This window comes from Massilia sp. Masssp94, from assembly GCF_059491305.1.
This window is the reverse complement of the sequence record NZ_CP168501.1, coordinates 6,546,402-6,570,844: the sequence shown is the minus strand read 5'-3', so window position 1 is coordinate 6,570,844 and position 24,443 is coordinate 6,546,402. Positions and strand designations below refer to the sequence as shown.

Here is a 24,443-nt window from a genome sequence, read left to right as displayed (position 1 = left end):
TAGATGATTCAGAAGCTTACGCCGTCGACCGTCCTGCTGCTGACCGTCCCGCCCCTGCTGTGGGCGGGTAACGCCATCGTGGGACGGCTCGTGCGCGCGGCCGTGCCGCCGATGACGCTGAACCTGCTGCGTTGGGTCATCGCGCTGGCCGTCCTGCTGCCGCTCGGGTGGGCGACGTTGCGCCAGGCCGGCGTGCTGGACGCGATTCGCACCCGTTGGCACCGCTATGCGCTGCTGGGGCTGCTGGGCATCGGCATGTACAACTCCCTGCAGTATCTCGCGCTGCAAAGCTCCACGCCCATCAACGTCACCCTCGTCGCCTCGGGCATGCCCGTGTGGATGATGCTCGTCGGGCGGCTGTTCTATGGCGTGGCCGTACGGACGCGCCAGGTGATCGGCGCATTGCTGTCGATCGTCGGCGTGCTTGTCGTGCTGTGCCGTGGTGACGTCGGCCAGCTGCTTGCGCTGCGCCTCGTCGCGGGCGACCTGTACATGATCCTCGCGACCATCGCGTGGTCGTTCTACAGCTGGATGCTGCTGCAGCCGCGGGACGAGCCGGCCTTGCGCGCCGACTGGGCCGCGTTCCTCGGCGCGCAGGTGGCGTTCGGGCTGTTGTGGTCGGCCGGTTTTGCCGGCGTCGAGTGGTCGCTGGGCGCGGCAGCCATCGCGTGGAGCTGGCCCGTCGTGGCGGCGCTGCTGTTCGTGGCCGTGTGCCCGGCCGTGCTCGCGTTCGCCATGTGGGGCGCGGGCATCCGCCGTGCCGGGCCGGGCATCGGTGCCTTCTTCGTCAACCTGACGCCGCTGTTCACGGCGCTGCTGTCGTCCGCCTTCCTGGGCGAGCTGCCCCATGCCTACCACGTGCTCGCGTTCCTGCTGATCGTCGGCGGGATCGTCGTGTCCGCCAAACGTTGAAGCAGCCGTAACGTGTTTCTGTGCGGGCATCGGAGATGTTACGATCCCGGCGGAAGGAGCACATCAAGATGGCTGAAGCATTCACCGTCCACGACCACGCGGCGCGGATCGCCGCATTCCTCGACCGCCACCCGCGCGCGCTCGTACTGACGGGCGCGGGGTTGTCGACGGCATCCGGCATTCCCGATTACCGCGACCGCGATGGCACCCGCCGCGGCAAACCCCCGATCCACGGCCCGGATTTCCGCAAATCCGAAGCCGTGCAGCGGCGCTATTGGGCGCGCAGCATGATCGGCTGGCCCGTGCTCGCGCAGGCCCGGCCGAATCGGGGTCATGCCGCGATCGCGGGGCTGGAGCGGATCGGCAGGATCGGTTCCGTGCTGACGCAGAACGTCGATGGCCTGCACGGCCAGGCCGGATCGCACGGCGTGCTGGAATTGCACGGCAATATCCATACGGTCGTGTGCCTCGAATGCTCGGCGATCTTCCCGCGCGCCTTCGTGCAGGGGCAGCTGGAAGATTTCAATCCGCACATGGCGGGTGCCAATGCGACGCCGCTGCCGGATGGCGATGCGTCCGTCGAACCGACGGAACTCGCCAGCTTCCGGCTGCCGTACTGTACGTGCTGCGGCGGGATCTTGATGCCCAACGTGGTCTTCTTCGGCGATAACGTCCCGCCGGCACGCACGGCCATCGCACTGGAACAGATGGAACGGGCGGACGCGCTGCTGGTCGTCGGCTCGTCGCTGATGGTCTATTCCGGCTTCCGGTTCTGCCGCATGGCGCGGGCCGCCGGCAAGCCGATCGCCGCCATCAACCTCGGCCGCACGCGCGCCGACGACCTCCTCGACATCAAGATCGAAGAATCGGCCGAGCGGGTGCTCCCGCTCGCGCTGGACATGCTCATCAAAGGTTCGGAGCAGACGGAGCGAGACACGCCATCCATACCACTCGACGGGGGAATACTGTGACGAAAACGTTAAGCAGCACTGGTGTCAAACCCTGGCAGGCCGGCGCATTGCTGGCCGGTCTCGGCCTCGCGGCCTCTTATTTCTATGTGCGTTCGAAAACGAAACAGGCGGAGGCGGAGAATCCGCCGCAGGGCCGCTTCGTCAAGGTCGACGGCGTGCGCCTGCATTACGTGGAACGGGGCAGCGGCCCCGCGCTGGTCCTGCTGCACGGGAACGGCGTGCTGGCCAGCGATTTCCAGACGAGCGGCCTGATGGACAAGGCGGCCGAGCACTACCGCGTGATCGCGTTCGACCGCCCCGGCTTCGGCTACAGCGAGCGGCCGCGCAGCAAGGTGTGGACGCCGCAAGCCCAGGCGCGGTTGCTCCATCACGCGCTGCAGGAGATCGGCGTCGATTCGGCCATCGTGCTGGGCCACTCGTGGGGCACGCTCGTCGCGCTGTCGATGGCGCTGGAAGTGCCGGACTTCGTGCGCGGTCTCGTGCTGCTGTCGGGTTATTACTACCCGAGCCTGCGCGCGGACGTGCCGCTGCTGTCCGGACCCGCGATCCCGATCGTGGGCGATTTGATGCGGTACACGATCTCGCCGCTCGTCACGCGCATGCTGTGGCGTCCGCTGACGAAGCGCGTGTTCTCGCCGCAGCCGGTCGACGCCCGTTTCCGCGACCTGCCCGTATGGATGCTGCTGCGTCCGAGCCAGCTGCGCGCCAGCGCGGCGGAGACGGCGCTGATGGTGCCGTCGGCCGTGGCGCTGGCCAGGCGTTATCCGGAGCTGAAGGTGCCCGTGGTGGTGATGGCCGGCACGAAGGACAAGATCGTCGACTTCGGCCACAACTCGGAGCGGCTGGACGAGCGCCTGCCGGACAGCGAGCTGCAGCTGCAGCCCGGCGTCGGGCACATGACGCACTATGCGCACCCGGAGAAGGTGCTGGCCGCGGTCGACGAGATCGCGGGGCGCGTTGGGGAGTCCGTGTATCGGAGGAATCCGCAGGCGGAGGCGTTGGCGAGGGCCAGCGAGAGCGGGACGTAAAAACACCGTCGTTACCGCGCAGGCGGGAACGACGGTCGTGGGGCTCTCAGCCAATAATGCGCAGCGAGTAGTCCGTCGCCTTGACGTCCTTGGTCAGGCCGCCGATCGAAATCCGGTCGACCCCGGTCTCGGCGATCGCACGTACGGTCTGCATATTGATGCCGCCGGACGCTTCCAGCAACGCCCGTCCCTCGTTGATGCGCACCGCTTCGCACATCATGTCCAGGTCAAAATTATCGAGGAGGACCGACGTTGCGCCAGCCGCAAGCGCTTCTTCCAGTTCGGCGATCGACTCCACCTCGATCTGGATCGACACGCCCGCGTTCAGCGCGGTCGCCGCCTGCAGCGCCGGCGTGATGCCGCCCGCGGCCGCGATGTGGTTTTCCTTGATCAGGATGCCGTCGTACAGCGCCATGCGCTGGTTCGCGCCGCCGCCCACGCGCACGGCGTACTTCTGCGCCTGGCGCAGCCCCGGCAGCGTCTTGCGCGTGTCGAGGATCTGCGCCCTGGTGCCGGCGATGACGTCGACATAGGTGCGCGTGGCCGACGCGACGCCGGACAGCAGTTGCAGGAAGTTCAGCGCCGAGCGCTCCGCCGTCAGCAGCGAGCGTGGCGAGCCTTCGATCATGCAGACGACGCTGTCGGCCGCCATCACATCGCCCTCGGCATATTTCCAGTCGATCTCGATGTCCTGGTCGACGGCGCGCATGACGCCTTCGAACCACGGCGCGCCGCACAGGACGGCCTGCTCGCGCACGATCACGCGCGCTTTCGCGCGGGGTGCTTCCGGCACGAGCTTGCCGGTCAGGTCGCCGCTGCCGACGTCTTCCAGCAGCGCGGCCAGCAGGTTCTGTTCGAATGCGGCCTGCAGCTTGTCGTCGAACTGGCCTTCGTCGGCGTAAGGGTTGCGGAGATTGCTCATGCGGGACCGATTCCTTTGAAGAGGTTGGCTTCCTGCTCCAGCGCGCCGGTCGGCAGTGCCTTCGCTTTCTTGGCGGCGGCGAAGTCGAGCATGCGGTCGATGGCGCGCTTGGCCTGCTTGCCGATTTCCGGATCGACGAAGATTTCGTTTTTACTGTCAGAGGCTTGCAGCACGTCGGCCAGGTTCTGCAGGCCGTTCATCGCCATCCACGGGCAGTGCGCGCAGCTCTTGCAGGTGGCGCTGTTGCCCGCCGTCGGGGCTTCGATCAAGGTCTTGCCCGGCGCCGCCATGCGCATCTTGTGCAGGATGCCGTTGTCGGTGGCGACGATGAAGTGCGTCGCATCCATCGTCTGCGCCGCGTTGATCAGCTGCGTGGTCGAGCCGACGACGTCCGCCTGGGCGACGACGTTGGCCGGCGATTCCGGGTGCACGAGGACTTTCGCGTGCGGGTACTCCGCGCGCAGCAGGTCCAGTTCGATGCCCTTGAACTCGTCGTGCACGAGGCAGGAACCCTGCCACAGCAGCATGTCGGCACCCGTCTGCTGCTGGATGTACGAGCCCAGGTGGCGGTCCGGCGCCCACAGGATCTTCTTGCCCTGGTCGTGCAGGTGCTTGACGATGTCCAGGCCGATCGACGAGGTCACCATCCAGTCCGCACGCGCCTTCACGGCGGCGGACGTGTTGGCGTAGACGACGACCGTGCGGTCCGGATGCTGGTCGCAGAACGCGGCGAACTCGTCGGCCGGGCAGCCCAGGTCCAGCGAGCAGGTCGCGTCCAGGTCCGGCATCAGGATCGTCTTTTCCGGGCTCAGGATCTTCGCCGTCTCGCCCATGAAGCGCACGCCCGCCACGACGAGCGTCCTGGCGGGATGATCGCGGCCGAAGCGCGCCATTTCCAGAGAGTCCGACACGCACCCGCCCGTTTCCTCGGCAAGGTCTTGCAGGTCGGCATCGACGTAGTAGTGCGCGACCAGGACGGCTTCGCGCTCCTTCAGCAGGCGGCGGATGCGGTCCTTCAGCGCGGTCTTTTGTTCGACTTCGAGCGGCGACGGGGTACGGGCCCAGGCCTCGGCGGTGGAGCACACGCCGCCAACCGGCCGGTCGTATTCAAATACTTTAACGGGGGCAATGGTATTCATGGGATACAAGCTCCAATCAGTCGAGACCCTGGCTCTTGAGGTAATCCTCGTAATTGCCCTGGAAGTCGATGATGCGGTCTTCCTTGATCTCCAGGATACGGGTCGCCAGCGACGACACGAACTCGCGGTCGTGCGACACGAAGATGAGGGTGCCTGCGTATTTATCCAGCGCGATGTTCAGCGACTCGATCGATTCCATGTCCATGTGGTTCGTCGGCTCGTCGAGCAGCAGCACGTTGTGGCGGCCCAGCATCAGCTTGCCGTACATCATGCGGCCCTTCTCGCCGCCGGACAGCACGCGCACGGACTTCTTGACCTCGTCGCCGCCGAACAGCAGGCGGCCCAGGATCGAGCGCACGGCCTGGTCGTCGTCGCCTTCCTTCGTCCACTTGCCCATCCAGTCGGTCAGGTTCAGGTCGGTGGCGAATTCTTCCGTCGGATCCTGCGGCATGTAGCCCGGATTCGCATTCTCGGCCCACTTCACGCGGCCGGTGTCGGCGTCGAGACCCGTGATCGGGGCGCTGCCGATGCAACGCAGCAACGTGGTCTTGCCGGCGCCGTTGGCGCCGATGATCGCGATGCGCTCGCCGGCCTCGACCATGATCGAGAAATTCTTGAACAGCTGGCGGTCGTACGATTTCGACAGGCCTTCCGTCTCGACGGCCAGGCGGTGCAGTTTCTTCTCGCCTTCGAAGCGGACGAACGGATAGGCGCGCGAGGACGGCTTGAATTCCTCGATCTTGATCTTGTCGATCATCTTGGCGCGCGACGTGGCCTGGCGGGCCTTGGACTTGTTCGCGGAGAAGCGGCGCACGAAGTCCTGCAGCTCGGCGACCTTCTCTTTCGCCTTCGCGTTGTTGGCCAGCTGCTGGTTGCGGGCCTGCGTCGACGCTTCCATGTAGTCGTCGTAGTTACCCGGATAGACCTTCAGCGTGCCGTAGTCCATGTCGGCGACGTGCGTGCACACCGAGTTCAGGAAGTGGCGGTCGTGCGAGATGATGATCATCGTCGAGTTCCGCTGGTTCAACATGTCGGCCAGCCAGCTGATGGTGTGGATGTCCAGGTTGTTGGTCGGTTCGTCGAGCAGCAGGATGTCCGGATCCGAGAACAGGGCCTGCGCCAGCAGCACGCGCAGCTTCCAGCCCGGCGCCACGGCGCTCATCGGGCCCTGGTGCAGGTCGGTGGCGATGCCCAGGCCCAGCAGCAGTTCGCCGGCGCGCGCTTCGGCCGAGTAGCCGTCGTATTCGGCGACCTTGCCTTCGAGCTCGGCCGCTTTCATGTAGTCCTCGTCGGTCGCTTCCGGATTCGCGTAGATGGCGTCGCGTTCGCGGATGGCTTCCCACAGTTCCGTGTGGCCCATCATGACGACGTCGAGGACGCGCACGTCTTCGTAGGCGAACTGGTCCTGGCGGAGCTTGCCGAGGCGCTCGTGCGGGTCGAGGCTGACGTTGCCGGCGGACGGCTCGAGGTCGCCACCGAGGATCTTCATGAAGGTCGACTTGCCGCAGCCGTTGGCGCCGATGAGGCCATAACGGTTGCCGTCGCCGAACTTGACGGAAATATTTTCGAACAGCGGCTTGGCGCCGAACTGCATCGTGATGTTGGCTGTACTGAGCACTGGGAAACCTTCGCGTGGTGATTCAATTAACCGCACATTTTACCACTGTGGGAAGGGCGTTGCGTCAGCCGGTCTTGAGTGTCGGGTAACCCGACATGGTCAGCGACCACTGCCCGCCGTCGCACTGCAAATGCCCGTGCGCCCCGAACGGAATCGTCACGTGACGGGCGATGTGGCCGAATTCCAGCCCCGTCAGCACCGGCACGGGCAAGGTCGCGCGGACATACGCCAGCATTTCGTCGAAGTTGTAGCCGTTGTCGTTCGCGCCGAGCCGGTAGCCGGAGAAATCGCCCAGCACGATGGCGCGCTGCTTGTCCAGCACGCCGGCTTGCATCAGCTGCAGCAGCATGCGCTCCACGCGGAACGGGTGCTCCGCGATGTCTTCCAGGAACAGGATGCCGCCGTCGATGCGCGGGAAGTACGGCGTGCCCATCAGCGACATGATCATCGCCAGGTTGCCGCCCCAGACGATGCCCGTCGCGTCGAGGCGCGGGTTCACCGCGCCGTGGCCGGAGATCGTGTGCGTGGGACCGGCCAGGCAATGCCAGAAATCGTTCAGCGTGAATTCGTTCGGCTCGGCCGTGCCCACGTCGGCCGTGAACATGGGCCCGGCGTAGCTGATGGCGCCCGTCTTCGCATACAGCGCCATGTGGAATGCCGTGACGTCGGAGTACCCGACGAAGATCTTGCCGCTGGCGGCCATGCGTTCGAAGTCGATGTGCGGCAGCAGGCGCGTCATGCCGTAGGCGCCGCGGATGGCCATGACGACCTGCACGTCCGGGTCGGCGGCCGCCGCTTCCAGCTGGGCGAGGCGTTCCGCGTCCGTGGCCCCGAAGCGCTGGTGGCGCTCTTCGTGCTTGTAGTAATTGTGGACCAGGATGCCCTGGGCTTCGAGGCGCGCGATGCCGCGCGGGATCGCTTCCGGCTCGGGCGCGTAGCTGCCCGGCGCGATGAGGGCAATGCCCGGTTGTTGGATGGTCACTGTTTGACGAAGAGCCTTGGTGTCGAGTCGGGCGCCATCTTACCGTGCGCATGGGCGTCGATCAAGGCGAGGAGCCGCTCCAGCAGCTGGGGCGGCAGGTCGTGTCCCATGCCCTCGATGACTTCGAGGCGGGCGCCGGGAATCGCCTGCGCCGTGTCGACGCCGCACGCGAGCGGTACGAGCGGATCGGCCGCGCCGTGGATCACGAGCGTCGGCGCCACGATCGTCTGCAGCTGCGGCGTGCGGTCGCCGCAGGCCGTCACGGCCAGCATCTGGCGCACGACGCCGCCCGGGCAGCAGTTGCGGCGCAGCGCGCGGGCGACGCGGCGGCGCAGGTGTTTTTCCGGCGTCGGGTACGCCGGGCTGCCGATCGCTTGCAGCAGCTGCACGTTGTACTCGATCGCCGTGTCGATGTCGCCGGCGCCCCGCGGACGGCGCAGCAGCGCGCGGCGGGCCACTTGCGTCGGGCCCGGCAGGCCGCGGCGGCCGCTGCTGGACATGATCGACGTGAGGCTGAGCACGCGCGACGGGTACTTGGCCGCCATCAGCTGTCCGACCATGCCGCCCATCGACATGCCGACGACGTGGGCGCGGGCGACGCCCAGCGCGGACAGCACGCCGATCGCATCGTCGGCCATGTCTTCCAGGCGATACGGCGGTTTGAGCGGGATGCGCAGCAGCGACTTCAGCCAGGCGAGCCCGAGGCTCGGCGTGCCGGCGTGTTCGAATTTGGTGGACAGGCCGCTGTCGCGATTATCGAAACGGATCACGTAAAAGCCCAGCTCGACGAGGCCTTCGACGAATTCGTCCGGCCAGGCCGTCAATTGCAGGCCGAGGCCCGAAACCAGCAGCAGGGGTACGGATTTCGGATCGCCCGCCGTGTCGAAGGCGATGCGGATCCCGTTGGCGTTCAGGCTAGGCATTGTCGATAGCTGGGTCGTGAAATCCTCCGCTACCGGGAAGCAGCGAAGGCCTGGGACCAGCATATCATTTTTGGCAAACGGGTGGTGTCAGCCTTGCGTGCGCCGGGCGGCACGCCGCTCGGCGAAGAACCCCTTGAGCATGGCGCTCGCTTCGTCGGCCAGCACGCCGCCGACGACGTCCGTGTGGTGATTCAACTGCTCCAGCGCGAACAGGTCGAGGATCGAGCCGCACACGCCCGTCTTGGGATCGGGCGCCGCATACACGACGCGGGCCAGGCGCGCGTGCATCATCGCGCCCGAGCACATTGCGCAGGGTTCGAGCGTCACGTACAGCTCGCAACCCGGCAGCCGGTAGTTGCCGAGCTTGTCCGCCGCCGCGCGCAGGGCGACGATTTCGGCGTGCGCGGTCGGGTCGTGGCGGCCGATCGGCTGGTTGAAGCCGGTGGCGATGATCGCGCCGTCGCGCACGACGACGGCGCCCACGGGCACCTCGCCCGCCGCCCAGGCCTTGCGGGCCTCCTGCAGGGCCAGGCCCATGTACGTATTGTCGTCCGCTTCAGGCATCCGTGATTTCGGCCCAGCAGTTCGGCGTCTCGTGCAGCACGAGCTTCTGCAGGCGCAGGCCGGTGCCGTAGCGGTCGGTGTAGGCCGCCTTCAGGATGTTCCATGCCACCTGCGCGAGGTTTTCCACGGTCGGGATGCGGTCGATTACGACGGTTTTATGGTTCGGCAGGCTGGCGAGGAAGCCGCGCACGGACTCGTCCTTCTCGTACACGAGGAAGGCGTGGTCCCAGACGTCGACGAGGTGCTCTTTCGCGAGTGCCTTGATGTCCGAGAAATCCATGATCATGCCGTTGTCGGAGTTGCCTTCGACGTCGATGACGGCACCCGTCAGCGTGATTTCCAGCGTGTAGCGGTGGCCGTGCAGGTTGCGGCACTGGCTTTTATGGTCGGGGATGCGGTGGCCGGCGTCGAATTCCAGCTTGCGGGTAATGGTCAGCATGTGTGCTCAGGGGATGTTCAGGAGTTTATGGGTCTGGAGGCTGAGCTTCCACTTCGGGTTGCGGCGGCAGGTGTCGATGGCCAGTTGCGTGTTGAACTGGCCCAGCGGGCCGTCCATCGGCTGCACGAAGAAGTTGTCGAAATCCAGGTGTTCGTACGCGGCCAGGTCCTGGCCCGTCTGCGGAATGACGACCTTGAGCTCGTTGCCCTTTGCAACCACCAGTGTCGAGCCCATCTTCGGGCTCACGCAGGTCCAGTCCACGCCCGGCGGCACGGGCAAGGTGCCGTTCGTCTCGATGGCGATGGTGAAGCCGACGGCGTGCATCGCGTCGATCAGGGCCGCGTCCAGCTGCAGCAGTGGCTCGCCGCCCGTGAAGACGACGTATTTGCTGGCCGGATAGGTCTCCGGCCACAACCCATTGATTTCCGCGGCGAGGCTGGCGGCATCCTTGAATTTGCCGCCCCGTTCGCCGTCGGTGCCAACGAAATCCGTGTCGCAGAACTGGCAGACGGCCGTGGAACGGTCCGCCTCGCGGCCCGTCCACAGGTTACAACCCGAAAAGCGGCAGAACACGGCCGGGCGGCCCGCATGGGCGCCCTCGCCCTGCAGGGTGTAGAAGATCTCTTTGATGCTGTAAGTCACAGTAAAAGTCCGGTAAGGCTCGCGTCAACCTTCCATTATACCGCGCCCGGGCCGGGTGGCAGAAGAGGCGCACTTCCCACGCCCGGCGCTGTAAAGACGGCAAAATTGATGGCAAGCAAAAACGTGCCATTCGGAAAGTCGTACCTTTTGATACGGAAAGTTCCTAATCGAGTCGTCCTAGTCCTCGCCGGAGGGATCGTGATGAAAACCCTGCTGCTTCAGTCGCTGCGTGTCACGCTCGGGGCCCTGCTGTTGCTCACCGCGTGGTTCGGCATGTCGGAACACGCCCGCATGCTCGCGGTGCCAGAGCGGCTGCAACTGGGTGTGCTGGTGCTCGTCGTGTTGTCCGTGCTGTTCGCCGTGCTGTTCCGGCGCATGCACAGCGAGGACCAGATCGCGCGCCTCGAAGCCGCGCTGTGCCGGGAGCAGAAGGCCCGCAGCCAGGCCGACCAGGCGCTGGCCGAGTCCGATATGTTGCTGGGGCGGCTGACGGGTGGCACGGACGGCCGCCGCGGCAACCTCGACCCGCTCGCGCAACTGGTGGCCATCCAGACCGAGCTGCTGCAGGTGCGCCGCCAGTACGCGCTGGAAGATCCGCTCCTCGCGTCGCGCATCGATTTATTGTGCACCCGGGTCGACCGGGTCGCCCAGGCGATCGTCACCCACGCCGACGAGCCGGGATAACAGCCCCGTCCACCCTTGCTGAAAATCAAGGGGGCGCCATTGTCTGTAGCGCACAATCGGTTCTCGCCAGCAAGTAATTGCTAATCAGAACCGAAGGACGGTACATGACAAGCACAACAACAATACAGCGGCTCATGGATGCCTCGGGCGCGCCGGCCGATCGCGCTTTCGCCCACCAGTTGATGGAGACGCTGGCCATTCCCATTTTCGTCCTCGACACGACGTCCCGCGTGATGCTGTGGAACCGCGCCTGCGAGCGGCTGACGGGCGTGCCCGCGCGCGACATCATCGGCACGCGCGACCACTGGCGCAGCTTTTTCGAAGAGCGCCGCCCCACCCTCGCCGACCTCCTGATCGAAGAACGCGCCGGCGAAACGCACCAGCCCCGCATCGGCCTGCCCGAGGATCCGCACCTGTCCGCGGAAAGCTGGTGCGACATGCCGCGCATGGGCCGCCGGCGCTACCTCGCTGCGGACGCGAGCCCGATCTACGACGAACGCGGCCGGCTGGCCGCCGTCGTGGAGACGCTGCGCGACATGACGGATGAAAAGCTGGCCCAGATCGCGCTCGAACAACTTGCCACGCGCGACGGCCTCACGGGCCTGGCCAACCGCCGCTGCTTCGACGAGACGCTGCACGCCGAATGGGCGCGCGCGCTGCGCCAGCGCCAGCCGCTGTCGCTGCTGATGGTGGATGTGGACAATTTTAAGGCGTATAACGACGCGAACGGCCACCTGGGCGGCGACGAATGCCTGAAACGGATCGCCACGGCCGTCGCCAGCGAAATGCGCGCCAACGACCTCGTGGCGCGCTATGGCGGCGAGGAATTCGCCGTGATCCTGCCGAACCAGTCACTGAAGGGCGCGGCGACCGTCGCCGAACGCATCCGCGCCCGCGTCGAACAATTGCAAGTCCCCAACCGCCTGGCGCCGGCACAGCACGTGACCGTGTCGATCGGCGCGGCCACCGCGATCGCCACGCCCGACAACAGCGCCAGCGAACTGGTCGCCATTGCCGATGCGGCGCTGTACCGGGCCAAGCATATGGGACGGAACCGGATCAGCTTGCCCCTCACCGAACTGGCATAAACCACGTCGCTCCCGCGCAAGCGGGAATCCCTGCCGAGTGTCTCGTTCAACTCGGTATGGGCCCCCGCCTCCGCGGGGGGGCGACGGTCAGCCGATGGTCGCCCTATCCCATCCGTGCCGCACCGCGGCCTTCATCTTCTCCCAGGTCGACGCGCCATCCTTGCCGTAGCGCGTATCCCAGTCGGCCCGCAGGTCGTTCTCGACGTCCGACCAGTCGCGGTTGCGATAGCGGACGTCATTGCGCATCTCGGCGCCGTAGCGATAGGCCGGCGCCAGGTCGTCATAGCTCGTGCCGCCCGGCTTGTACGTGTTGGTCCAGTGCGTGCGGTAGTGGCTGTCGTCGTCCGTGGACGTCGTCTCGCCCGTCATGCTTTCCCAGCCGTGGCGGACGGCCGCCTTGATGCGTTCCCACGCGGACGGTTCGTTGTCCGTGCCGTACCTGCTGTGCCAGTCCTGCTTGAGGTCGTGCTCGACGTCGTCCCAGTCGCGGTCGCGATAGGTGCCGCTGCTGCGCATCTCGTTGCCGTAGCGGTAGGCCGGCGCGACGTCGTTGAAGTCCGTGCCGCTGGCGGCGTAGGTCGACTCGTAGTGCGTATGGTAATAGGTCGAGTCGTCGTCCATGTCCGGGGTGATCTTGTCCCAGCCATGGCGCACGGCGTCCTTGAACTTCTCCCACGTCGACCCGCCCGTCGTGTAGCGCGAGTCCCAGTCGGATTTCAGGTCGGACTGCACGTCGTCCCAGTGGCGGCTGCGGTATTTCTGCAGGCGGCGCGCTTCGTTGCCGTAGCGGTAGGCAGGCAGGTAGTCGTCGTAGTTGTCGTCCGCGTTGGAGTACTTCGCGTTCCAGTGGCTGCGGTAATAGCTGTCGTTATCGATGTCCGGGGTGATCTTGTCCCAGCCGCGGCGCACGGCGGCCTTGAATTTCTCCCACGTGGACTCGCCCGGATGACGCGATTCCCAGTCGCTGCGCAGGTCCGACTCCACCTCGTCCCATGAGCGGTCGCGGTATCTGGCGCTCGAACGCATCTCGGTGCCGTAGCGGTAGGCCGGCTCGTAGTCGGCGTAGCCGCCGCCCAGGCTCGAATAATTGTCGTGCCAGTCCGAGTGGTACCAGTCGTCCGTGTTCAGGTCCGGGGTGATCCTGTCCCAGCCATGGCGGACGGCCGCCTTGAATTTCTCCCACGTCGACTCGCCCGGATGGCGCGCTTCCCAGTCGGTGCGCAGGTCGGATTCGACGTCGTCCCACGCGCGGTTGCGGTAAGTCGCGTCGCGCCGCATGTCGCTGCCGTAGCGGTATGCGGGTGCATAGTCGTCGTAGCTGCCGCCCAGGCTCGAGTAATTGTCGTTCCAGTGGTTGCGGTAGGTATCGTCGTACGTATCGCTCATGCCGCCGTCATGCGAGAACACGCGCACGTTCCCGCGCGAGACGGAGCCTCCCGTATCGCGCTGCATGGAGCTGCCGACGCGGGCCGTGCCGCCCAGCGACGTGTCGTCCGAGCCGGGAATCGATGCGGTGCCCTGCAGCGTGGCGCCGCTCTGGTTCAGCGAACCGCCCTGCGCCGACTGCAGCGACGAGGAGGTGGCCGGGTTCTGCGCCGAGCTCTGGGTGCCGCTCAGCGTGTTGCCGCCGATGGCGCTGTCCATCGATCCGCCCGACTGCTCCGAGGCGCCCAGCGGCTCCTCGTAGGTCTGCCCTTTCGGGACCGGATCGTTGATGTTCTGCGTGGCGAAGAAGTTGCGGTCGTCGTGGCCCGTGAACTGCAGCGATCCCGGTTCCGTGCCCGGGGGCGTGCCCTGGTACGAGCCGGACGAGGCGGAACCCGATCCGGGGCTGCCCGACTGCGCGGACATGCTGCCCGATTGCCGCATCCCGGACGCCGCGCCTCCGGGGACGCCCGCGCTGCCCGGCTCGCGCGTCCACTGGTCGTGGTGCTCGTCGATGTCGACGGGGCCGAAGCGCTCGATGATGTCGGCGGCGCGTTCGACTTCCGGCTCGGAGTCCGCCGTCAGGGTCAGGACGTGATGGCCGCGCGTGACGGCGTACGAGTACTTCATCGCGTGTTCGTTCGTGTCGGATCCGAACAGGCCCGTGAAGAAGTGCTTGATCGAGGCGCCGAAGCCTTCCTCGCGTTCGCCCTCCAGCAACTCGTTGTCGCCGGTGACGCTGTTCGACTGGCCGGTGGGGTCGGCGCTCGAGAGGCTCGCATCGGTGCGCGGGAAGCCCGACGCCAGCAATTCGTCCAGGGCGCTTTGTGCGTCGCTTCGGTTGTCGAAGACTGCTACCAGGGTGTGTCGCATGATGTTCCTCCGCTGTATTGGTGAAGAAGACACCGGCTTCCGCGAAGCGCGCCACGCCGACCTGCTCGCCTCCGAGCACGACGTTTTCCGCGTGGAGCTCCTCACGCCGGTTCCTTGTCGAGACTACTCCAAAGCGGCCGCGTTGCGCGCACCATTGACCGGCTACAACTCATGCGTATCGCACCCATGAAAAACGGGCCGTGTGGCCCGCGTTTCGTCCATGTTATCCATGGGTTCAGTGAGCACGCGCACCGACCGGCACGCGGCCATACGGCTGTCAGCCGAACGGATTGTCGACCGTTTTCACGTCGGGCGGCGGCAGCCGGTCCGGCAGGTCGCGCGCTTCCAGGCCGGCGACGATGCGGCCCAGCAGGTCGTGCAGCAGGCGCGCCCTGGCCAGGCCGTCCGTGTCGGCCGTGAGGTCGACGTCGCCCGCCACCGTGACCCGGTCGAGCCGGTTCTCGAGCGTCAGGTTGCCGATCTCGACGACGTCGGCCTCGTTCTCGTAGGGTGCAAACTTGGTCATAAGGTTCCTATTTACGGTTGCGGGACGGCTTGACGCGCACTTCCGGCAGCGCCAGCACGCGTTCCTTCTCGGCGTCGGACAGCGCGGGCAGCAGGTTGATGCCGATGATGCGCTCGAGCTCCGGGATCGGGATCACGTTCGCCTTCGCATCCGCCGCGTTCTCGACGAACCACGCGGCGCCGGCGCGCTGGCGCGGGCTGTACACGAGTTTATACAAATGGGTCGGCACGAGCACGTTGCCGATCTTCTTCAGGTCCGCGCCGAGGAAGGCCGGCCCCGTCACCACGTACAGGTCGCCCTCCTTCTTCGTCATCTTGCGCACGGCACCCTCGATGCCGGCCCACAGGTTGCGGTTGTTCTCGCCGTCCTGCGGGACGATGTTGGCGAGGCTGAAGCTGTCGCGCTGGCTGTCGCGGTCCGGCATGTCGCCGTTCGGGGCCATGTGGCCGCGGTCGTAGCCGCTGCGCGAGTAATCCGATAACTCCGCCCGCTGGCCGGCCGGCAGGCGCGATTCGGAATGGAACGAGTTTTCGCGCGACAAATCCTGCGCCGCCGCGATATTCTCTGCCTGCAGGTGTTCCGCCGACCACAGCGGCGTGCGCGTGATCCCCGAGTGCAGCACGCTGAACACATTGAAGCACAGGGTTTCCGTCTTGTTGCCGAGCTTGGGATTCGTGATGCGCGGCGCCTGGCCGGCCACGAAATGGTCGTCGCAGGATTGCGGTTGCGGGGCGCGCGCTTCCGTCTGGACGCGGGCCGGGGCCGGGTTCGTGGACTCGCGCTTGCACGCGCCGAGGGATAACAGCGATGCCAGCACGAGCGCCGGCGTGACAAACTTCTTGAACATGATGAAAAGACAAATCAACGATCGCGCCATTTTAGCCGACGCGCGCTTGCGCTTCCTCAGGGATTTCCTGTGTGCATAGCCGCGCACGCTTGAAATCTACCTGCATTTCCGAAAAGAATGCTATACAATCCCAGTTTCAAAAAGCTAAGTATATTTGTCCAAATTAAATGGCGATGGATAATTCCTCCATACCCGAGGACCTCCGACGCTTCGTGCTGACCAGCATCCCCTCGGTCCCTTTCCTGGAAGCGCTGTTGCTGATGCGCGCCAATCCGGACTACGCCTGGCGCCGCGATACGCTGGCGCGGCGGCTGTACGTGCGCGAAAAGACGGCGGAAGACCTGCTCGCCGACCTGTGCACGGCCAGGATCGCCGTACCGTGCGAGGAAGCCGGGGCCTATCGCTATGGCCCGGCCGATGCCGGCCTGCGCGAACGGATCGACCGCCTGGCCGATGCGTACGCGACGCACCTCGTCGAAGTCACCCACCTGATCCACTCTTCACTCGACCGCAAGGCCCAGCAATTTGCGGACGCGTTCAAATGGCGTAAGGATTCATGATGGCGATTACCATCTATTCGCTGTGTACATTGACGTCGCTGGCGTGCGCCTGGTTGCTGCTGGGCAGCTATCGCCGCACCGGCCACCGGCTGCTGTTCTGGAGCGGCGCCTCGTTCGCGGCACTGACCGTGAACAACGTGTTCCTCATGCTGGACAAGGTCGTGTTCCCGGACTTCTACCTGCTCCCCGTGCGCCAGGTGTCGGCCCTCGTGGCCATGCTCCTGCTGCTGTACGGCCTCATCTACGAGAAAGAATGACATGAGCGACCTGATTTCCGGCGCCATCGCCATGGCTTCCTTCGTGATCGCGCTGTTCTTCCTGCGCTTCTGGCGCAACTCGCGCGACCGCTTCTTCCTGTACTTCTCCCTGTCGTTCGGCATCGAGGGCGTGCACCGTATCGTGTCGGCGCTGACGTTCGACGAGGCCGAGGACACGCCCCTGCACTACCTCGTGCGTCTGCTGGCGTACGGGCTCATCCTGTGGGCGATCCTGGAAAAGAACCTGCCCGCGCGCCGCCGCGACGGCAAGTAGCGTGCGCCCGGCCGCCCTTCCCTGCGCCATAATCGGCCCGATGCCACTATCGGGAGGACGTCATGACAGGACAGGACAAACGCAAGGATCAAGGCGCCCAGCGCGCCGATCCGGGCCAGCAGCAGCGCGCCGAAAACCGCTCGGAGTCTCTGTTGCCAGGGGACGATGCCGGCGACGGCCGCTACGACGTGGCCGAGGAAGTGAACCTCGACCAGCAGTCGGACCAGCTGCGCCGCGTCGGCAAGCCGCCGAAGGACATCCCTAAACCGTAAGCCCCATCTTCAGGCCCTCGATCGCGTGGGCCTGCTCGATGTTTTCCAGCGCCGGCACGATGCGGCAGCGCAGGTGGTCGCGCACCTCGGCCGGCAGCGCATCCCAATAGGCCTGCGTCACCTGCAAGTCGTGCTTGTCGGCGTTGCGGCCGTCCGGCGCATCCACGCCCAGCACGAGCACGGGACGCGACTGCCGGCTGCGGTTCGCCGTGCCGCGGTGGATCGTCAGGGCCGAACGGGCCGAGATGTCCCCGACTTTCGGCAGCTTGCGCTGGGCGCGCGCCTCGTAGCGCGGGTACAGCGACTTGTCGGGAAACATGAGGTCGCCGCCGGCGAGGTCGTCCCATTGGGTACCGGGCGCGATCTCGAATGGGCCGATCTCTTCCGTCACATCCACCGTCGTGAGGTTGAAGGCGAGCGAATTCAGGCGGCGCCCGACCAGCGTTTCCGGCGGCGACGGGAAGTCGCGGTGCCACGGCTGGTGCATGGCGCCCGGGAACGGGATGTCGAAGCCGACCTCCACGATCTTGTAGTCCGGCCCCAGCACGGCCCGGCACACGGCGACGACCCACGGGTGCGTCGCCAGCTCGACGAAGCCGCGCAGCCGTTCCGGATGTACCTCGACGTAATAGCGGCACGGGCCGCGTTCGAGGGCGCCGTTCGGACGCGCACGCGCCTCGGCGAACAGGGTTTCGATGTCTTCCTTCAGTTGCGCTACCCACGCGGCGCTGAAGGCGCCCTTGCAGGCGATGATGCCGTCGCCGTACAGGCCGCCCATGATGGCGCCCACGTCGTAGCCGGCGCTCTCGTTCGATGCTTGCATGCTGATCTCCTCGCTAGACCTCGGCCATCCTACCGGCGATCGGCGGGAGACGGCGCCCGAATGTCACCGTTGACAGTTGGCCGTTCAGCTCCTACAGTCGCATCACGATGACTTCCACTTCCCGTGTGAGCGGCCGGATGCAGGGACGCGTGCTGTTCCTGTGCGACCGTCCCGTTTCCGACCCGGCCATCGGCACCGTAGCCGCCGAGATGGGCTACGACCTCGTGCGTGCGGGCACGCTGGACGAGGCGCTGGCCCACGCCCGCCACGGCGACGACCTGCCCGGCTTCGCCCTCGTCCTGGCCGGCTATTCCGGCAACGTCGACGCCCTGTTCGACAGCGTGCGCCGCCTGCGCGCCGCCCTGCCGGAGGCGCCCGTGATCGCGCACGGCGTGCCCGGCTCCCCGCCGTTCACGCTCGAGTCGCTGTACGACGCAGGCGCGCTGGCCGTGCTGCACGATCCCGTCTCCGTCCCCATCCTCAAGGCCAAGGCGCGCTTCTTCCTGGAAGCCTACGCCACGGCGGCCGAGCGACGCCGGGCGGAGACCGCGCTGCAGGACACCCGCGCGCGCCTGGAAGCCATCATCGCCGCGGCCGAGGTGGCCGTGTGGTCGCTGGACATCGCCACGGGCCGCGTCCGGGGGGACGCGCGCATGATCGAGATGTTCGGCCTGCGTCCCGAAGACGGGCAAGGCGCCGACGTGGCCACGTATTTCGCCGCGATCCATCCGGACGACGTGCCGCCGACCCAGGTCCTGCTCGGCCGCGCCATGGAGACGGGGGCACCGTACGATGCCACGTTCCGCGTCCGTACGCCGGACGGCGCGTGGCGCTGGGTGCTGGCGCGCGGCCACCTGGACCGGCATGCCGGCACGCGCGGCATGATGCGCGGCGTCGTGATCGACGCGTCGCTGCAGAAAGAGGCGGAGGAGCGGCTGCAGGCGAGCGAGGAACGCTACCGCACGCTGTTCGACGCGATCGACGAAGGCGTGTGCGTCGTCGAGATGCTGTACGACGATGCCGGCATCCCGAACGACTACCGCTTCCTCGAGGTCAATCCGGCGTTCGTGAAGGCCACGGGCCTCGCCCATGCCGTCGGGCGCACGATGCGCTCGCTCGTGCCGCAGCACGAATCCCGCTGGTTCGAGACCTACGGCCGCGTGGCGGCGACGGGCGAACCGGTGCATTTCGTCGACGAGGCGGCCCAACTGGGGCGCTGGTACGACGTGTACGCGGCGCGCGTGGGTCCGGCCGGCAGCCGCAAGGTGGTCGTGCTGTTCACCGACATCACGGAACGCCGCCGCACGGAGCTGGAATTGCGCCGCCTGGCCGACGACCTGGCCGAGCAGGACCGCCGCAAGACGGAATTCCTCGCCACGCTGGCGCACGAATTGCGCAATCCGCTCGCGCCCATCCGCAGCGGCCTGCAGCTGATGCGGCGCGCCCGCTCCGACCCGACCGCCATCGCGCGCGTGCAGGACATCATGGACCGCCAGCTCGACCACCTCGTACACCTCGTCGACGACCTGCTGGACGTGGCCCGCATCACGCGCGGCCAGGTCGACCTGAAGCCGGCGCTGGTGCCGCTCGCGGACGTGCTGAACGCGGCCGTCGAAACGAGCCTGCCGCTGATCGAGGCCGCGCGCCACGAGCTCGACGTGCGGCTGCCGGGCGAGCCGCTGATGCTGCACGCGGACGCCACCCGCATCACGCAGGTCGTCAGCAACCTCCTGAACAACGCGGCGAAATACACCCCGCGCGGCGGCCACATCGTGCTGGCGGCGGAGCGCGACGGCCGGCAGGCGCTGATCGCCGTGTCCGACAACGGCATCGGCATCCCGCCCGACGCGCTCGACGAAGTCTTCCGCATGTTCACGCAAATCCCGAACGCGACCCGGCACATGCCGGGCGGCCTCGGGATCGGCCTGTCGCTCGTGAAAAGCCTCGTCGAGCTGCACGGCGGGACGATCCAGGCGGCCAGCGCCGGCATCGGCACGGGCAGCGTCTTCACGGTGCGCCTGCCGCTGGCCGATCATGGCGCGGACAAGGCGGCGCCCGGCGCGGCGGACCCGGACGCGACCCGCATTCCGGCGCTGCGCCTGCTCGTCGTGGACGACAACCGCGACGCGGCCGACACGCTGGCCGCGCTGCTGTCCGTGATGGGCCACGACGTCGTGGTGGCGCACGACGGCCACCAGGCGCTGCGCATGCTGGGCGGCCTGGAGCCGCACGCCGTGTTCCTCGACATCGGCATGCCCGGCCTGTCCGGCTACGAGGTGGCGCAGGCCGTGCGGCGCGAGGCGCGCCACGACGGCGTCATGCTCGTCGCGCTCACCGGCTGGGGCGGCGCGGACGACCGTGCGCGCACCGCGCAGGCCGGGTTCGACGCGCATCTCACGAAGCCGGCGACGGTGACGGCCATCGAGTCCGTGCTGCGCGACGTGGAGTCACGGCGTACTCCTTCACCAGCCGATCGCTAGCAGCTTCGCGGCCATGCGCGGCCAGCACAGCGCCGCGACCTCGTCGCGCGTGGCCCAGCGGAAAGCATCCATCTCCGGCGTCGGCCTGCCCGTCACGTGGTGCGGGAACATGCTGGTGCACGCCAGGTGCGCAAGATCCGGCAGCGCCTCGCCCACGTCCACGCGGAACAGGTGCAAAACCTTGTCGCGCCGGTAGTCGAAGCGGCCCAGCTCGCGGAAGGCGCCGGCCGGGAATGCGAGGCCCGTCTCTTCGAACAGTTCGCGCATGGCCGCGTCCAGCAGCGTTTCGCCCGGATCCCGCAGGCCCTTCGGGATGTCCCAGCGCGGCGTGTGCGTGACGTGGCCCAGCAGCAGCCGGCCGCCGGCGTCCACCACGAGGGTGCCGCAGGAGACGTCGACGGCCTTCATGGCAGCGTGCGCGCGGCGGCGGCCAGCGCCTGTTCCAGCGCCTCCAGGCTCACGGGTTTCGTCAGGTGCTGGTCGAAGCCCGCCTCGTGCGACTGCTGCTGGTCGCTCTGCGCGCCCCAGCCGGTCAATGCGATGAGGACGATCTGGCGTACGCCCTGGTTGCGCCGGATCGCGCGCGCCACCTCGTAGCCGCTCATGCCGGGGAGGCCGATGTCGAGCAGGACCAGGTCCGGCTGCGCCTCGAGCGCCAGGCGGAGACCTTCCGGGCCGTCGCGCGCAACCGATGTCGTGTGGCCGAGCGCGTCGAGCAGCGCGACGAGGCTGTCGGCCGCATCCGCGTTGTCGTCGACGACCAGCACCCGGAGGGGCGCCGGTGGCCGCGCGTGTGCGTCCTCCCCGGTCGCGCGCGGACGCGCGTGCGGCGAGCCGGGTTGCAGCGGCAGGCGCACCGTGAACGTGCTGCCGTGGCCCCGGCCGGCGGAAAACGCGGCGACGCGCCCGCCGTGCAGCTCGACGAGGCGGCGCACGAGCGACAGGCCGATCCCGAGGCCGCCCTGGGCCCGATCGAGGCTGCCGCGCACCTGCGTAAACATCTCGAACACGGAGCCGATCGCATCCGGCGGAATGCCGATGCCGCTGTCCGACACGGCGACTACGGCGTGCCCGTCCTCGCGCCATGCGGACAGCGCGACGCGTCCGCCGGCCGGCGTGTACTTGGCGGCGTTGTTCAGCAGGTTCGACAGCACCTGCACCATGCGCGTGACGTCCGCCTCGAGCGGCAGCCGTTCCTCGGGCAGGTCGACGTCCAGGCGGTGGCCGTGCGATTCGATCAGCGCGGCGCTCGTCTCCACGGCCATCTGCGCGATGACCTTCAGGTCGACGTTCTCCCGTTTCAGTTCGATCTTGCCGCGCGTGATGCGGGCGATGTCGAGCAGGTCGTCGACGAGGTGGATCAGGTGGCCCAGCTGGCGGTCCATCATCGCGTGGATGCGCGCCAGCGCGTCCTTGTCGGCCGGCGCCATGCGCAACAGGTCGAGCCCCGTGCGGATCGGCGCCAGCGGGTTGCGCAGTTCGTGCGCGAGCGTGGCGAGGAATTCGCTCTTGCGGTGGTCCGCCTCCGACAGGTCGGCGGCCACGCGGCGCAGCTCGTCCTCGGCGCGCTTCTGCGCCGTGATGTCGCGCGTGATCGTCGCGAGACCGATGTTGTTGCCCTCCGCGTCGCGCACCGCGAACCCCTTGAAGTAGACGGGCAGCGGCGGCCGGCCGTCGGGTTGCGCCAGGCGCAGTTCTCCCTCCCATTCGGCCGCACCGACCGTCAGCGCGGCCATCACGTGGTCGCGCACGAACGGCCGGTCTTCGCGCGGGAAGAAATCGATCATGCGCCGCGCGGCGATGTTGGTACGGTCATCGAGGCCCGCCATGCGCCGGCCCGCCGGGTTCAGGTAGATGCCGCCGGCGTCCGGCGTGAAGATGCCGATGAAGTCGGACGACTGCTCGGCCACGGCGGCCAGGCGCCGGATGCCCTCTTCGGCGCGGCGGCGGTCGGTCTCGTCGCGGAAATACAGCGCGAGTCCGCCGGCGCCCTCCATCGGGAACGAATTGATCTCGAACCAGCGGCCCTCGGCGTCGTCGTACGCTTCGATGCGGGATCGTTCGCGTTCCAGCGCCGTGCGCCGCAGCGCGCGTTCCTGCTGGCTGCCTTGCAGGCGCGCGAACAGGTCCCAGAACTGGGCGCCCACGAGTTCCTCGCGCGGCTTGCGCGTGACGGCTTCGGCCGCGCCGTTCGCGTACGTGATGCGCCAGGCCGGATCGAGCGCGATGAAACCCTCGCTCATGCTTTCCAGGATCGCGCGCGAGCGGTGCTCCGCGGCCTGCCGTTCGGCCGCCTCGTGGCGCTGGCCGATCACGAGCGACGCGGTATTCGCCAGCAGCGCGAGCGCCGCCTCTTCCTGCGGGTTCGGCAGGCGCCGTTCGCGGTAGTACAGGGTGAACGTGCCGAGCACCGTGCCGGACGGCGCCAGGATCGGCAGCGCGCGCGCCGCGCGCAGGCCGTGCGCCTGCGCGAGCAGCACGTGCTGCTGCCACAGCGGGTCGGTCGCGATGTCGGCGCAGACGATCGGTGCGCCCTGCCACGCGGCGCTGCCGGCGGCACCCGCGACGGGGCCGACGGGCACGGTGTCGAGCGCGCGCTGGAATTCCACGGCGAGCGACGGCGCCGCCGCGTGCTGCAGGCGCCCGCCGCCGGCCATCAGCTGCACGGAGGCCAGCGCCGCGCCGCCCGTGTAATCCTCGGCGGTGCGGGCCAGCACGTCGAGTACGTCGCCCAGCGGCGCGTCGGTCACGGCCAGTTCCAGCGCGCCGCGCTGGCCGATGGCGAGCAGGTTGGCACGCGCGCGCTCGGTGACGTCGACGCCGTGCAGCAGCACACCCGACACACTGCCGTCCGGTTCCCGCAGGGCCATGCACACGAAGTCGAGAAAGTGTTCTTCGAGGCCCGTGTGCGCGTCGCCGGTGCCGTCCGCGGCAGGGGCCAGCAGCAGGCGCACGTTATGGCCCTCGACCGCTTCGCCGCTCGCGAACACGCGGTCCAGCACGTCGGCAAAACCCTGCCCCGCCAGTTCCGGCAACGCCGTTCGCACGGGGCGCCAGGCGAGCTTGCGGCCGCCGGCCAGTTCCAGGAAGCGCTGGTTGGCCATCTCGATCACGTGGTCCGGGCCGCTCATCACGCACATGATGGCGGGCGCGCGGTGGAAGATGTCGCGCATGCGCTCGCTGGCGGCCTGCAGCTCGCGCAGCAGCCGCTCGCGCTCGGCCTCGGCCTCGCGCCGGCTTTCGTCCAGTTCCTGTTCGCTCTCGGCCAGCCGTTCGGCGGCCAGCTTTTCGGCGGTGGCGTCGCGGATGATCTTGGCAAAGCCGACGTGGACGCCCGCCTCGTCGCGCAGCGGCACCATCACGCCGTCCGCGAAGAAACGCGTGCCGTCGCTGCGCAGGTGCCAGCGGCGGTCCTCCGCGCGGCCCTGTTCGAGCGCGCGCCGGGCTTCCAGTTCGGGCTGGCCGTGCGCCACGTCTTCCGGCGTGAACAGCAGGTCGGCGCTGCGCCCGCGCACGTCGTCGGGCGACCAGCCGGTGATCGCGGCGGCACCCCCTTCCCACTCCGTCACGATGCGGTCGACGTCCGTGCCGATGAACGCATAGTCGCGGATGTTGTCGAGGATGAGCCGCAGGCGGGCATCGCGCGAACGCAGCTGGGCGCGGTGGCGTTCTTCCTCGATGCGGGCCAGTTCCGCGTTCTTGCGGTACAGGTCGATGAACACGGCGACCTTGGCCCGCAGGACGATGGGATTGAGCGGCTTGGTGAGGTAGTCGACCGCGCCCAGCGCGTACGCGCGCTCGAGCGGGAATTCGTCGGCGTCGCCGGCGGTGAGGAAGATGATGGGCAGGCTGTGCGTTCGCGGGTGCTCGCGGATCAGTTCCGCCAGCTCGAACCCGTTCATCGTCGGCATGCGCACGTCCAGCAGCACGACGGCGAAATCGTGGGCCAGCACTTCGCGCAGCGCCGCCTCGCCGGACGTCACGGACACGAGCGTCTGCCCCAGGTCCGCCAGGATGGCCTCGAGCACCGCCAGGTTGGCCGGCTGGTCGTCGACGAGCAGGATCTTGGTGGTCTGGTCGGAGGCCATCGGTGTCGGGCGGTGTCTTGATGCAAATAAGACAATGTATGCCGCGCCCTTCCGAAAGTCAATTGTGCGCGGCCGGATGGCGCCCGCCCGCACACTGGCGGCTGGC

General features: G+C 67.6%; 25 protein-coding genes. 11 read left to right on the top strand and 14 right to left on the bottom strand.

Annotation, left to right across the window (positions count from 1 at the left end):
• Positions 1 to 3 precede the first annotated feature (3 nt).
• The 3 genes from ACEN9G_RS28865 to ACEN9G_RS28855 all read left to right on the top strand — a co-directional run bounded on the left by ACEN9G_RS28865 (position 4) and on the right by ACEN9G_RS28855 (position 2,911).
• Positions 4 to 912: a DMT family transporter gene (locus tag ACEN9G_RS28865; RefSeq protein ID WP_413341485.1), complete on the top strand. Its 909-nt coding sequence runs from the start codon at positions 4 to 6 to the stop codon at positions 910 to 912.
• Between the two features lie 68 nt (positions 913 to 980).
• A complete protein-coding gene (locus ACEN9G_RS28860; protein ID WP_413341487.1) occupies positions 981 to 1,883 on the top strand; it encodes an NAD-dependent protein deacetylase in 903 nt (300 codons plus the stop codon).
• Positions 1,880 to 2,911 (top strand): alpha/beta fold hydrolase, encoded by a 1,032-nt coding sequence (locus ACEN9G_RS28855; protein WP_413341489.1) that lies wholly within the window; start codon positions 1,880 to 1,882, stop codon positions 2,909 to 2,911. Before ACEN9G_RS28860 ends, ACEN9G_RS28855 begins: the two co-directional genes overlap by 4 nt.
• A gap of 46 nt (positions 2,912 to 2,957) precedes the next feature.
• Here ACEN9G_RS28855 and nadC read toward each other — a convergent pair whose 3' ends face one another.
• The 8 genes from nadC to queE form a co-directional block, all read right to left on the bottom strand.
• Positions 2,958 to 3,833, bottom strand: coding sequence for a carboxylating nicotinate-nucleotide diphosphorylase (gene nadC / locus ACEN9G_RS28850; protein ID WP_413341491.1), 876 nt, complete (start codon positions 3,831 to 3,833; stop codon positions 2,958 to 2,960).
• Entirely contained in the window at positions 3,830 to 4,972 is a 1,143-nt protein-coding gene (nadA, locus tag ACEN9G_RS28845) for a quinolinate synthase NadA (RefSeq protein WP_413341493.1), read from the bottom strand. The genes nadC and nadA overlap by 4 nt, the downstream gene beginning before the upstream one ends.
• 16 nt (positions 4,973 to 4,988) lie before the next feature.
• Positions 4,989 to 6,590 (bottom strand): ABC-F family ATPase, encoded by a 1,602-nt coding sequence (locus tag ACEN9G_RS28840; RefSeq protein WP_105377246.1) that lies wholly within the window; start codon positions 6,588 to 6,590, stop codon positions 4,989 to 4,991.
• A 64-nt stretch (positions 6,591 to 6,654) separates the two neighbouring features.
• Positions 6,655 to 7,572: a muramoyltetrapeptide carboxypeptidase gene (ldcA, locus tag ACEN9G_RS28835; RefSeq protein ID WP_413341496.1), complete on the bottom strand. Its 918-nt coding sequence runs from the start codon at positions 7,570 to 7,572 to the stop codon at positions 6,655 to 6,657.
• Complete coding sequence (locus tag ACEN9G_RS28830) at positions 7,569 to 8,495, bottom strand: alpha/beta fold hydrolase (protein WP_483127379.1); 927 nt, start codon at positions 8,493 to 8,495, stop codon at positions 7,569 to 7,571. The genes ldcA and ACEN9G_RS28830 overlap by 4 nt, the downstream gene beginning before the upstream one ends.
• 87 nt (positions 8,496 to 8,582) lie before the next feature.
• Positions 8,583 to 9,059, bottom strand: a complete 477-nt coding sequence (gene tadA / locus ACEN9G_RS28825) for a tRNA adenosine(34) deaminase TadA (protein ID WP_413340804.1) — start codon at positions 9,057 to 9,059, stop codon at positions 8,583 to 8,585.
• Positions 9,052 to 9,498: a 6-carboxytetrahydropterin synthase QueD gene (queD, locus tag ACEN9G_RS28820; RefSeq protein WP_413340806.1), complete on the bottom strand. Its 447-nt coding sequence runs from the start codon at positions 9,496 to 9,498 to the stop codon at positions 9,052 to 9,054. Before queD ends, tadA begins: the two co-directional genes overlap by 8 nt.
• A gap of 6 nt (positions 9,499 to 9,504) precedes the next feature.
• Complete coding sequence (gene queE / locus ACEN9G_RS28815; protein WP_413340808.1) at positions 9,505 to 10,140, bottom strand: 7-carboxy-7-deazaguanine synthase; 636 nt, start codon at positions 10,138 to 10,140, stop codon at positions 9,505 to 9,507.
• A 198-nt stretch (positions 10,141 to 10,338) separates the two neighbouring features.
• Between queE and ACEN9G_RS28810 the strand changes: the two genes are divergently transcribed.
• Positions 10,339 to 10,824 (top strand): hypothetical protein, encoded by a 486-nt coding sequence (locus ACEN9G_RS28810; protein ID WP_483127378.1) that lies wholly within the window; start codon positions 10,339 to 10,341, stop codon positions 10,822 to 10,824.
• Positions 10,825 to 10,958: 134 nt separating this feature from the next.
• A complete protein-coding gene (locus tag ACEN9G_RS28805) occupies positions 10,959 to 11,912 on the top strand; it encodes a sensor domain-containing diguanylate cyclase (protein ID WP_413340812.1) in 954 nt (317 codons plus the stop codon).
• Positions 11,913 to 11,999: 87 nt separating this feature from the next.
• Here the strand turns inward: ACEN9G_RS28805 and ACEN9G_RS28800 are convergent, their stop codons facing one another.
• A complete protein-coding gene (locus tag ACEN9G_RS28800; RefSeq protein ID WP_413340814.1) occupies positions 12,000 to 14,210 on the bottom strand; it encodes a hypothetical protein in 2,211 nt (736 codons plus the stop codon).
• On the opposite strand from ACEN9G_RS28800, the gene ACEN9G_RS28795 reads away from it, so the two are divergent.
• The gene (locus tag ACEN9G_RS28795; RefSeq protein ID WP_413340816.1) at positions 14,209 to 14,400 is read left to right on the top strand and encodes a hypothetical protein; all 192 of its coding nucleotides are present in this window, start codon (positions 14,209 to 14,211) and stop codon (positions 14,398 to 14,400) included. The genes ACEN9G_RS28800 and ACEN9G_RS28795 overlap by 2 nt on opposite strands.
• Before the next feature lie 87 nt (positions 14,401 to 14,487).
• On the opposite strand, the gene ACEN9G_RS28790 is transcribed toward ACEN9G_RS28795, so the two are convergent.
• Together ACEN9G_RS28790 and ACEN9G_RS28785 are read right to left on the bottom strand one after the other, a co-directional pair.
• The gene (locus ACEN9G_RS28790) at positions 14,488 to 14,736 is read right to left on the bottom strand and encodes a hypothetical protein (RefSeq protein ID WP_413340817.1); all 249 of its coding nucleotides are present in this window, start codon (positions 14,734 to 14,736) and stop codon (positions 14,488 to 14,490) included.
• Between the two features lie 7 nt (positions 14,737 to 14,743).
• Positions 14,744 to 15,583 carry a DNA/RNA non-specific endonuclease gene (locus ACEN9G_RS28785; protein ID WP_413340819.1) on the bottom strand — a complete coding sequence of 280 codons (840 nt, stop codon included), beginning with the start codon at positions 15,581 to 15,583 and terminating at the stop codon, positions 14,744 to 14,746.
• A 173-nt stretch (positions 15,584 to 15,756) separates the two neighbouring features.
• On the opposite strand from ACEN9G_RS28785, the gene ACEN9G_RS28780 reads away from it, so the two are divergent.
• From ACEN9G_RS28780 to ACEN9G_RS28765, 4 genes are all read left to right on the top strand, one after another.
• Positions 15,757 to 16,143, top strand: coding sequence for a hypothetical protein (locus tag ACEN9G_RS28780; RefSeq protein WP_413340821.1), 387 nt, complete (start codon positions 15,757 to 15,759; stop codon positions 16,141 to 16,143).
• Positions 16,143 to 16,400 carry a DUF5985 family protein gene (locus ACEN9G_RS28775; protein ID WP_413340823.1) on the top strand — a complete coding sequence of 86 codons (258 nt, stop codon included), beginning with the start codon at positions 16,143 to 16,145 and terminating at the stop codon, positions 16,398 to 16,400. The genes ACEN9G_RS28780 and ACEN9G_RS28775 overlap by 1 nt, the downstream gene beginning before the upstream one ends.
• Before the next feature lies 1 nt (position 16,401).
• Positions 16,402 to 16,674: a DUF5985 family protein gene (locus tag ACEN9G_RS28770; protein WP_413340824.1), complete on the top strand. Its 273-nt coding sequence runs from the start codon at positions 16,402 to 16,404 to the stop codon at positions 16,672 to 16,674.
• A gap of 62 nt (positions 16,675 to 16,736) precedes the next feature.
• A complete protein-coding gene (locus tag ACEN9G_RS28765) occupies positions 16,737 to 16,946 on the top strand; it encodes a hypothetical protein (RefSeq protein ID WP_413340826.1) in 210 nt (69 codons plus the stop codon).
• Here ACEN9G_RS28765 and ACEN9G_RS28760 read toward each other — a convergent pair.
• Positions 16,936 to 17,769: a phytanoyl-CoA dioxygenase family protein gene (locus tag ACEN9G_RS28760; protein WP_413340828.1), complete on the bottom strand. Its 834-nt coding sequence runs from the start codon at positions 17,767 to 17,769 to the stop codon at positions 16,936 to 16,938. The genes ACEN9G_RS28765 and ACEN9G_RS28760 overlap by 11 nt on opposite strands.
• A 107-nt stretch (positions 17,770 to 17,876) precedes the next feature.
• Between ACEN9G_RS28760 and ACEN9G_RS28755 the strand changes: the two genes are divergently transcribed.
• On the top strand, positions 17,877 to 20,249 hold the full coding sequence (locus tag ACEN9G_RS28755; RefSeq protein ID WP_483127377.1) for a hybrid sensor histidine kinase/response regulator: 2,373 nt from the start codon (positions 17,877 to 17,879) through the stop codon (positions 20,247 to 20,249).
• Here the strand turns inward: ACEN9G_RS28755 and ACEN9G_RS28750 are convergent.
• A complete protein-coding gene (locus ACEN9G_RS28750; protein ID WP_413346467.1) occupies positions 20,232 to 20,657 on the bottom strand; it encodes an NUDIX hydrolase in 426 nt (141 codons plus the stop codon). The genes ACEN9G_RS28755 and ACEN9G_RS28750 overlap by 18 nt on opposite strands.
• Positions 20,654 to 24,337, bottom strand: a complete 3,684-nt coding sequence (locus ACEN9G_RS28745; RefSeq protein ID WP_483127376.1) for a response regulator — start codon at positions 24,335 to 24,337, stop codon at positions 20,654 to 20,656. Before ACEN9G_RS28745 ends, ACEN9G_RS28750 begins: the two co-directional genes overlap by 4 nt.
• Between the last annotated feature and the right edge of the window lie 106 nt (positions 24,338 to 24,443).

Excerpts from the sequence above, each read along its gene's own strand:
- ACEN9G_RS28865 (WP_413341485.1), top strand. The coding sequence starts at position 4 with ATGATTCAGAAGCTTACGCCGTCGACCGTCCTGCTGCTGACCGTCCCG.
- ACEN9G_RS28860 (WP_413341487.1), top strand. The coding sequence starts at position 981 with ATGGCTGAAGCATTCACCGTCCACGACCACGCGGCGCGGATCGCCGCA.
- nadC (WP_413341491.1), bottom strand. The coding sequence starts at position 3,833 with ATGAGCAATCTCCGCAACCCTTACGCCGACGAAGGCCAGTTCGACGAC.
- nadA (WP_413341493.1), bottom strand. The coding sequence starts at position 4,972 with ATGAATACCATTGCCCCCGTTAAAGTATTTGAATACGACCGGCCGGTT.
- ACEN9G_RS28830 (WP_483127379.1), bottom strand. The coding sequence starts at position 8,495 with ATGCCTAGCCTGAACGCCAACGGGATCCGCATCGCCTTCGACACGGCG.
- tadA (WP_413340804.1), bottom strand. The coding sequence starts at position 9,059 with ATGCCTGAAGCGGACGACAATACGTACATGGGCCTGGCCCTGCAGGAG.
- queD (WP_413340806.1), bottom strand. The coding sequence starts at position 9,498 with ATGCTGACCATTACCCGCAAGCTGGAATTCGACGCCGGCCACCGCATC.
- ACEN9G_RS28805 (WP_413340812.1), top strand. The coding sequence starts at position 10,959 with ATGGATGCCTCGGGCGCGCCGGCCGATCGCGCTTTCGCCCACCAGTTG.
- ACEN9G_RS28795 (WP_413340816.1), top strand. The coding sequence starts at position 14,209 with ATGATGTTCCTCCGCTGTATTGGTGAAGAAGACACCGGCTTCCGCGAA.
- ACEN9G_RS28800 (WP_413340814.1), bottom strand. The coding sequence starts at position 14,210 with ATGCGACACACCCTGGTAGCAGTCTTCGACAACCGAAGCGACGCACAA.
- ACEN9G_RS28790 (WP_413340817.1), bottom strand. The coding sequence starts at position 14,736 with ATGACCAAGTTTGCACCCTACGAGAACGAGGCCGACGTCGTCGAGATC.
- ACEN9G_RS28785 (WP_413340819.1), bottom strand. The coding sequence starts at position 15,583 with ATGTTCAAGAAGTTTGTCACGCCGGCGCTCGTGCTGGCATCGCTGTTA.
- ACEN9G_RS28780 (WP_413340821.1), top strand. The coding sequence starts at position 15,757 with ATGGATAATTCCTCCATACCCGAGGACCTCCGACGCTTCGTGCTGACC.
- ACEN9G_RS28775 (WP_413340823.1), top strand. The coding sequence starts at position 16,143 with ATGGCGATTACCATCTATTCGCTGTGTACATTGACGTCGCTGGCGTGC.
- ACEN9G_RS28770 (WP_413340824.1), top strand. The coding sequence starts at position 16,402 with ATGAGCGACCTGATTTCCGGCGCCATCGCCATGGCTTCCTTCGTGATC.
- ACEN9G_RS28765 (WP_413340826.1), top strand. The coding sequence starts at position 16,737 with ATGACAGGACAGGACAAACGCAAGGATCAAGGCGCCCAGCGCGCCGAT.
- ACEN9G_RS28760 (WP_413340828.1), bottom strand. The coding sequence starts at position 17,769 with ATGCAAGCATCGAACGAGAGCGCCGGCTACGACGTGGGCGCCATCATG.
- ACEN9G_RS28755 (WP_483127377.1), top strand. The coding sequence starts at position 17,877 with ATGACTTCCACTTCCCGTGTGAGCGGCCGGATGCAGGGACGCGTGCTG.
- ACEN9G_RS28750 (WP_413346467.1), bottom strand. The coding sequence starts at position 20,657 with ATGAAGGCCGTCGACGTCTCCTGCGGCACCCTCGTGGTGGACGCCGGC.
- ACEN9G_RS28745 (WP_483127376.1), bottom strand. The coding sequence starts at position 24,337 with ATGGCCTCCGACCAGACCACCAAGATCCTGCTCGTCGACGACCAGCCG.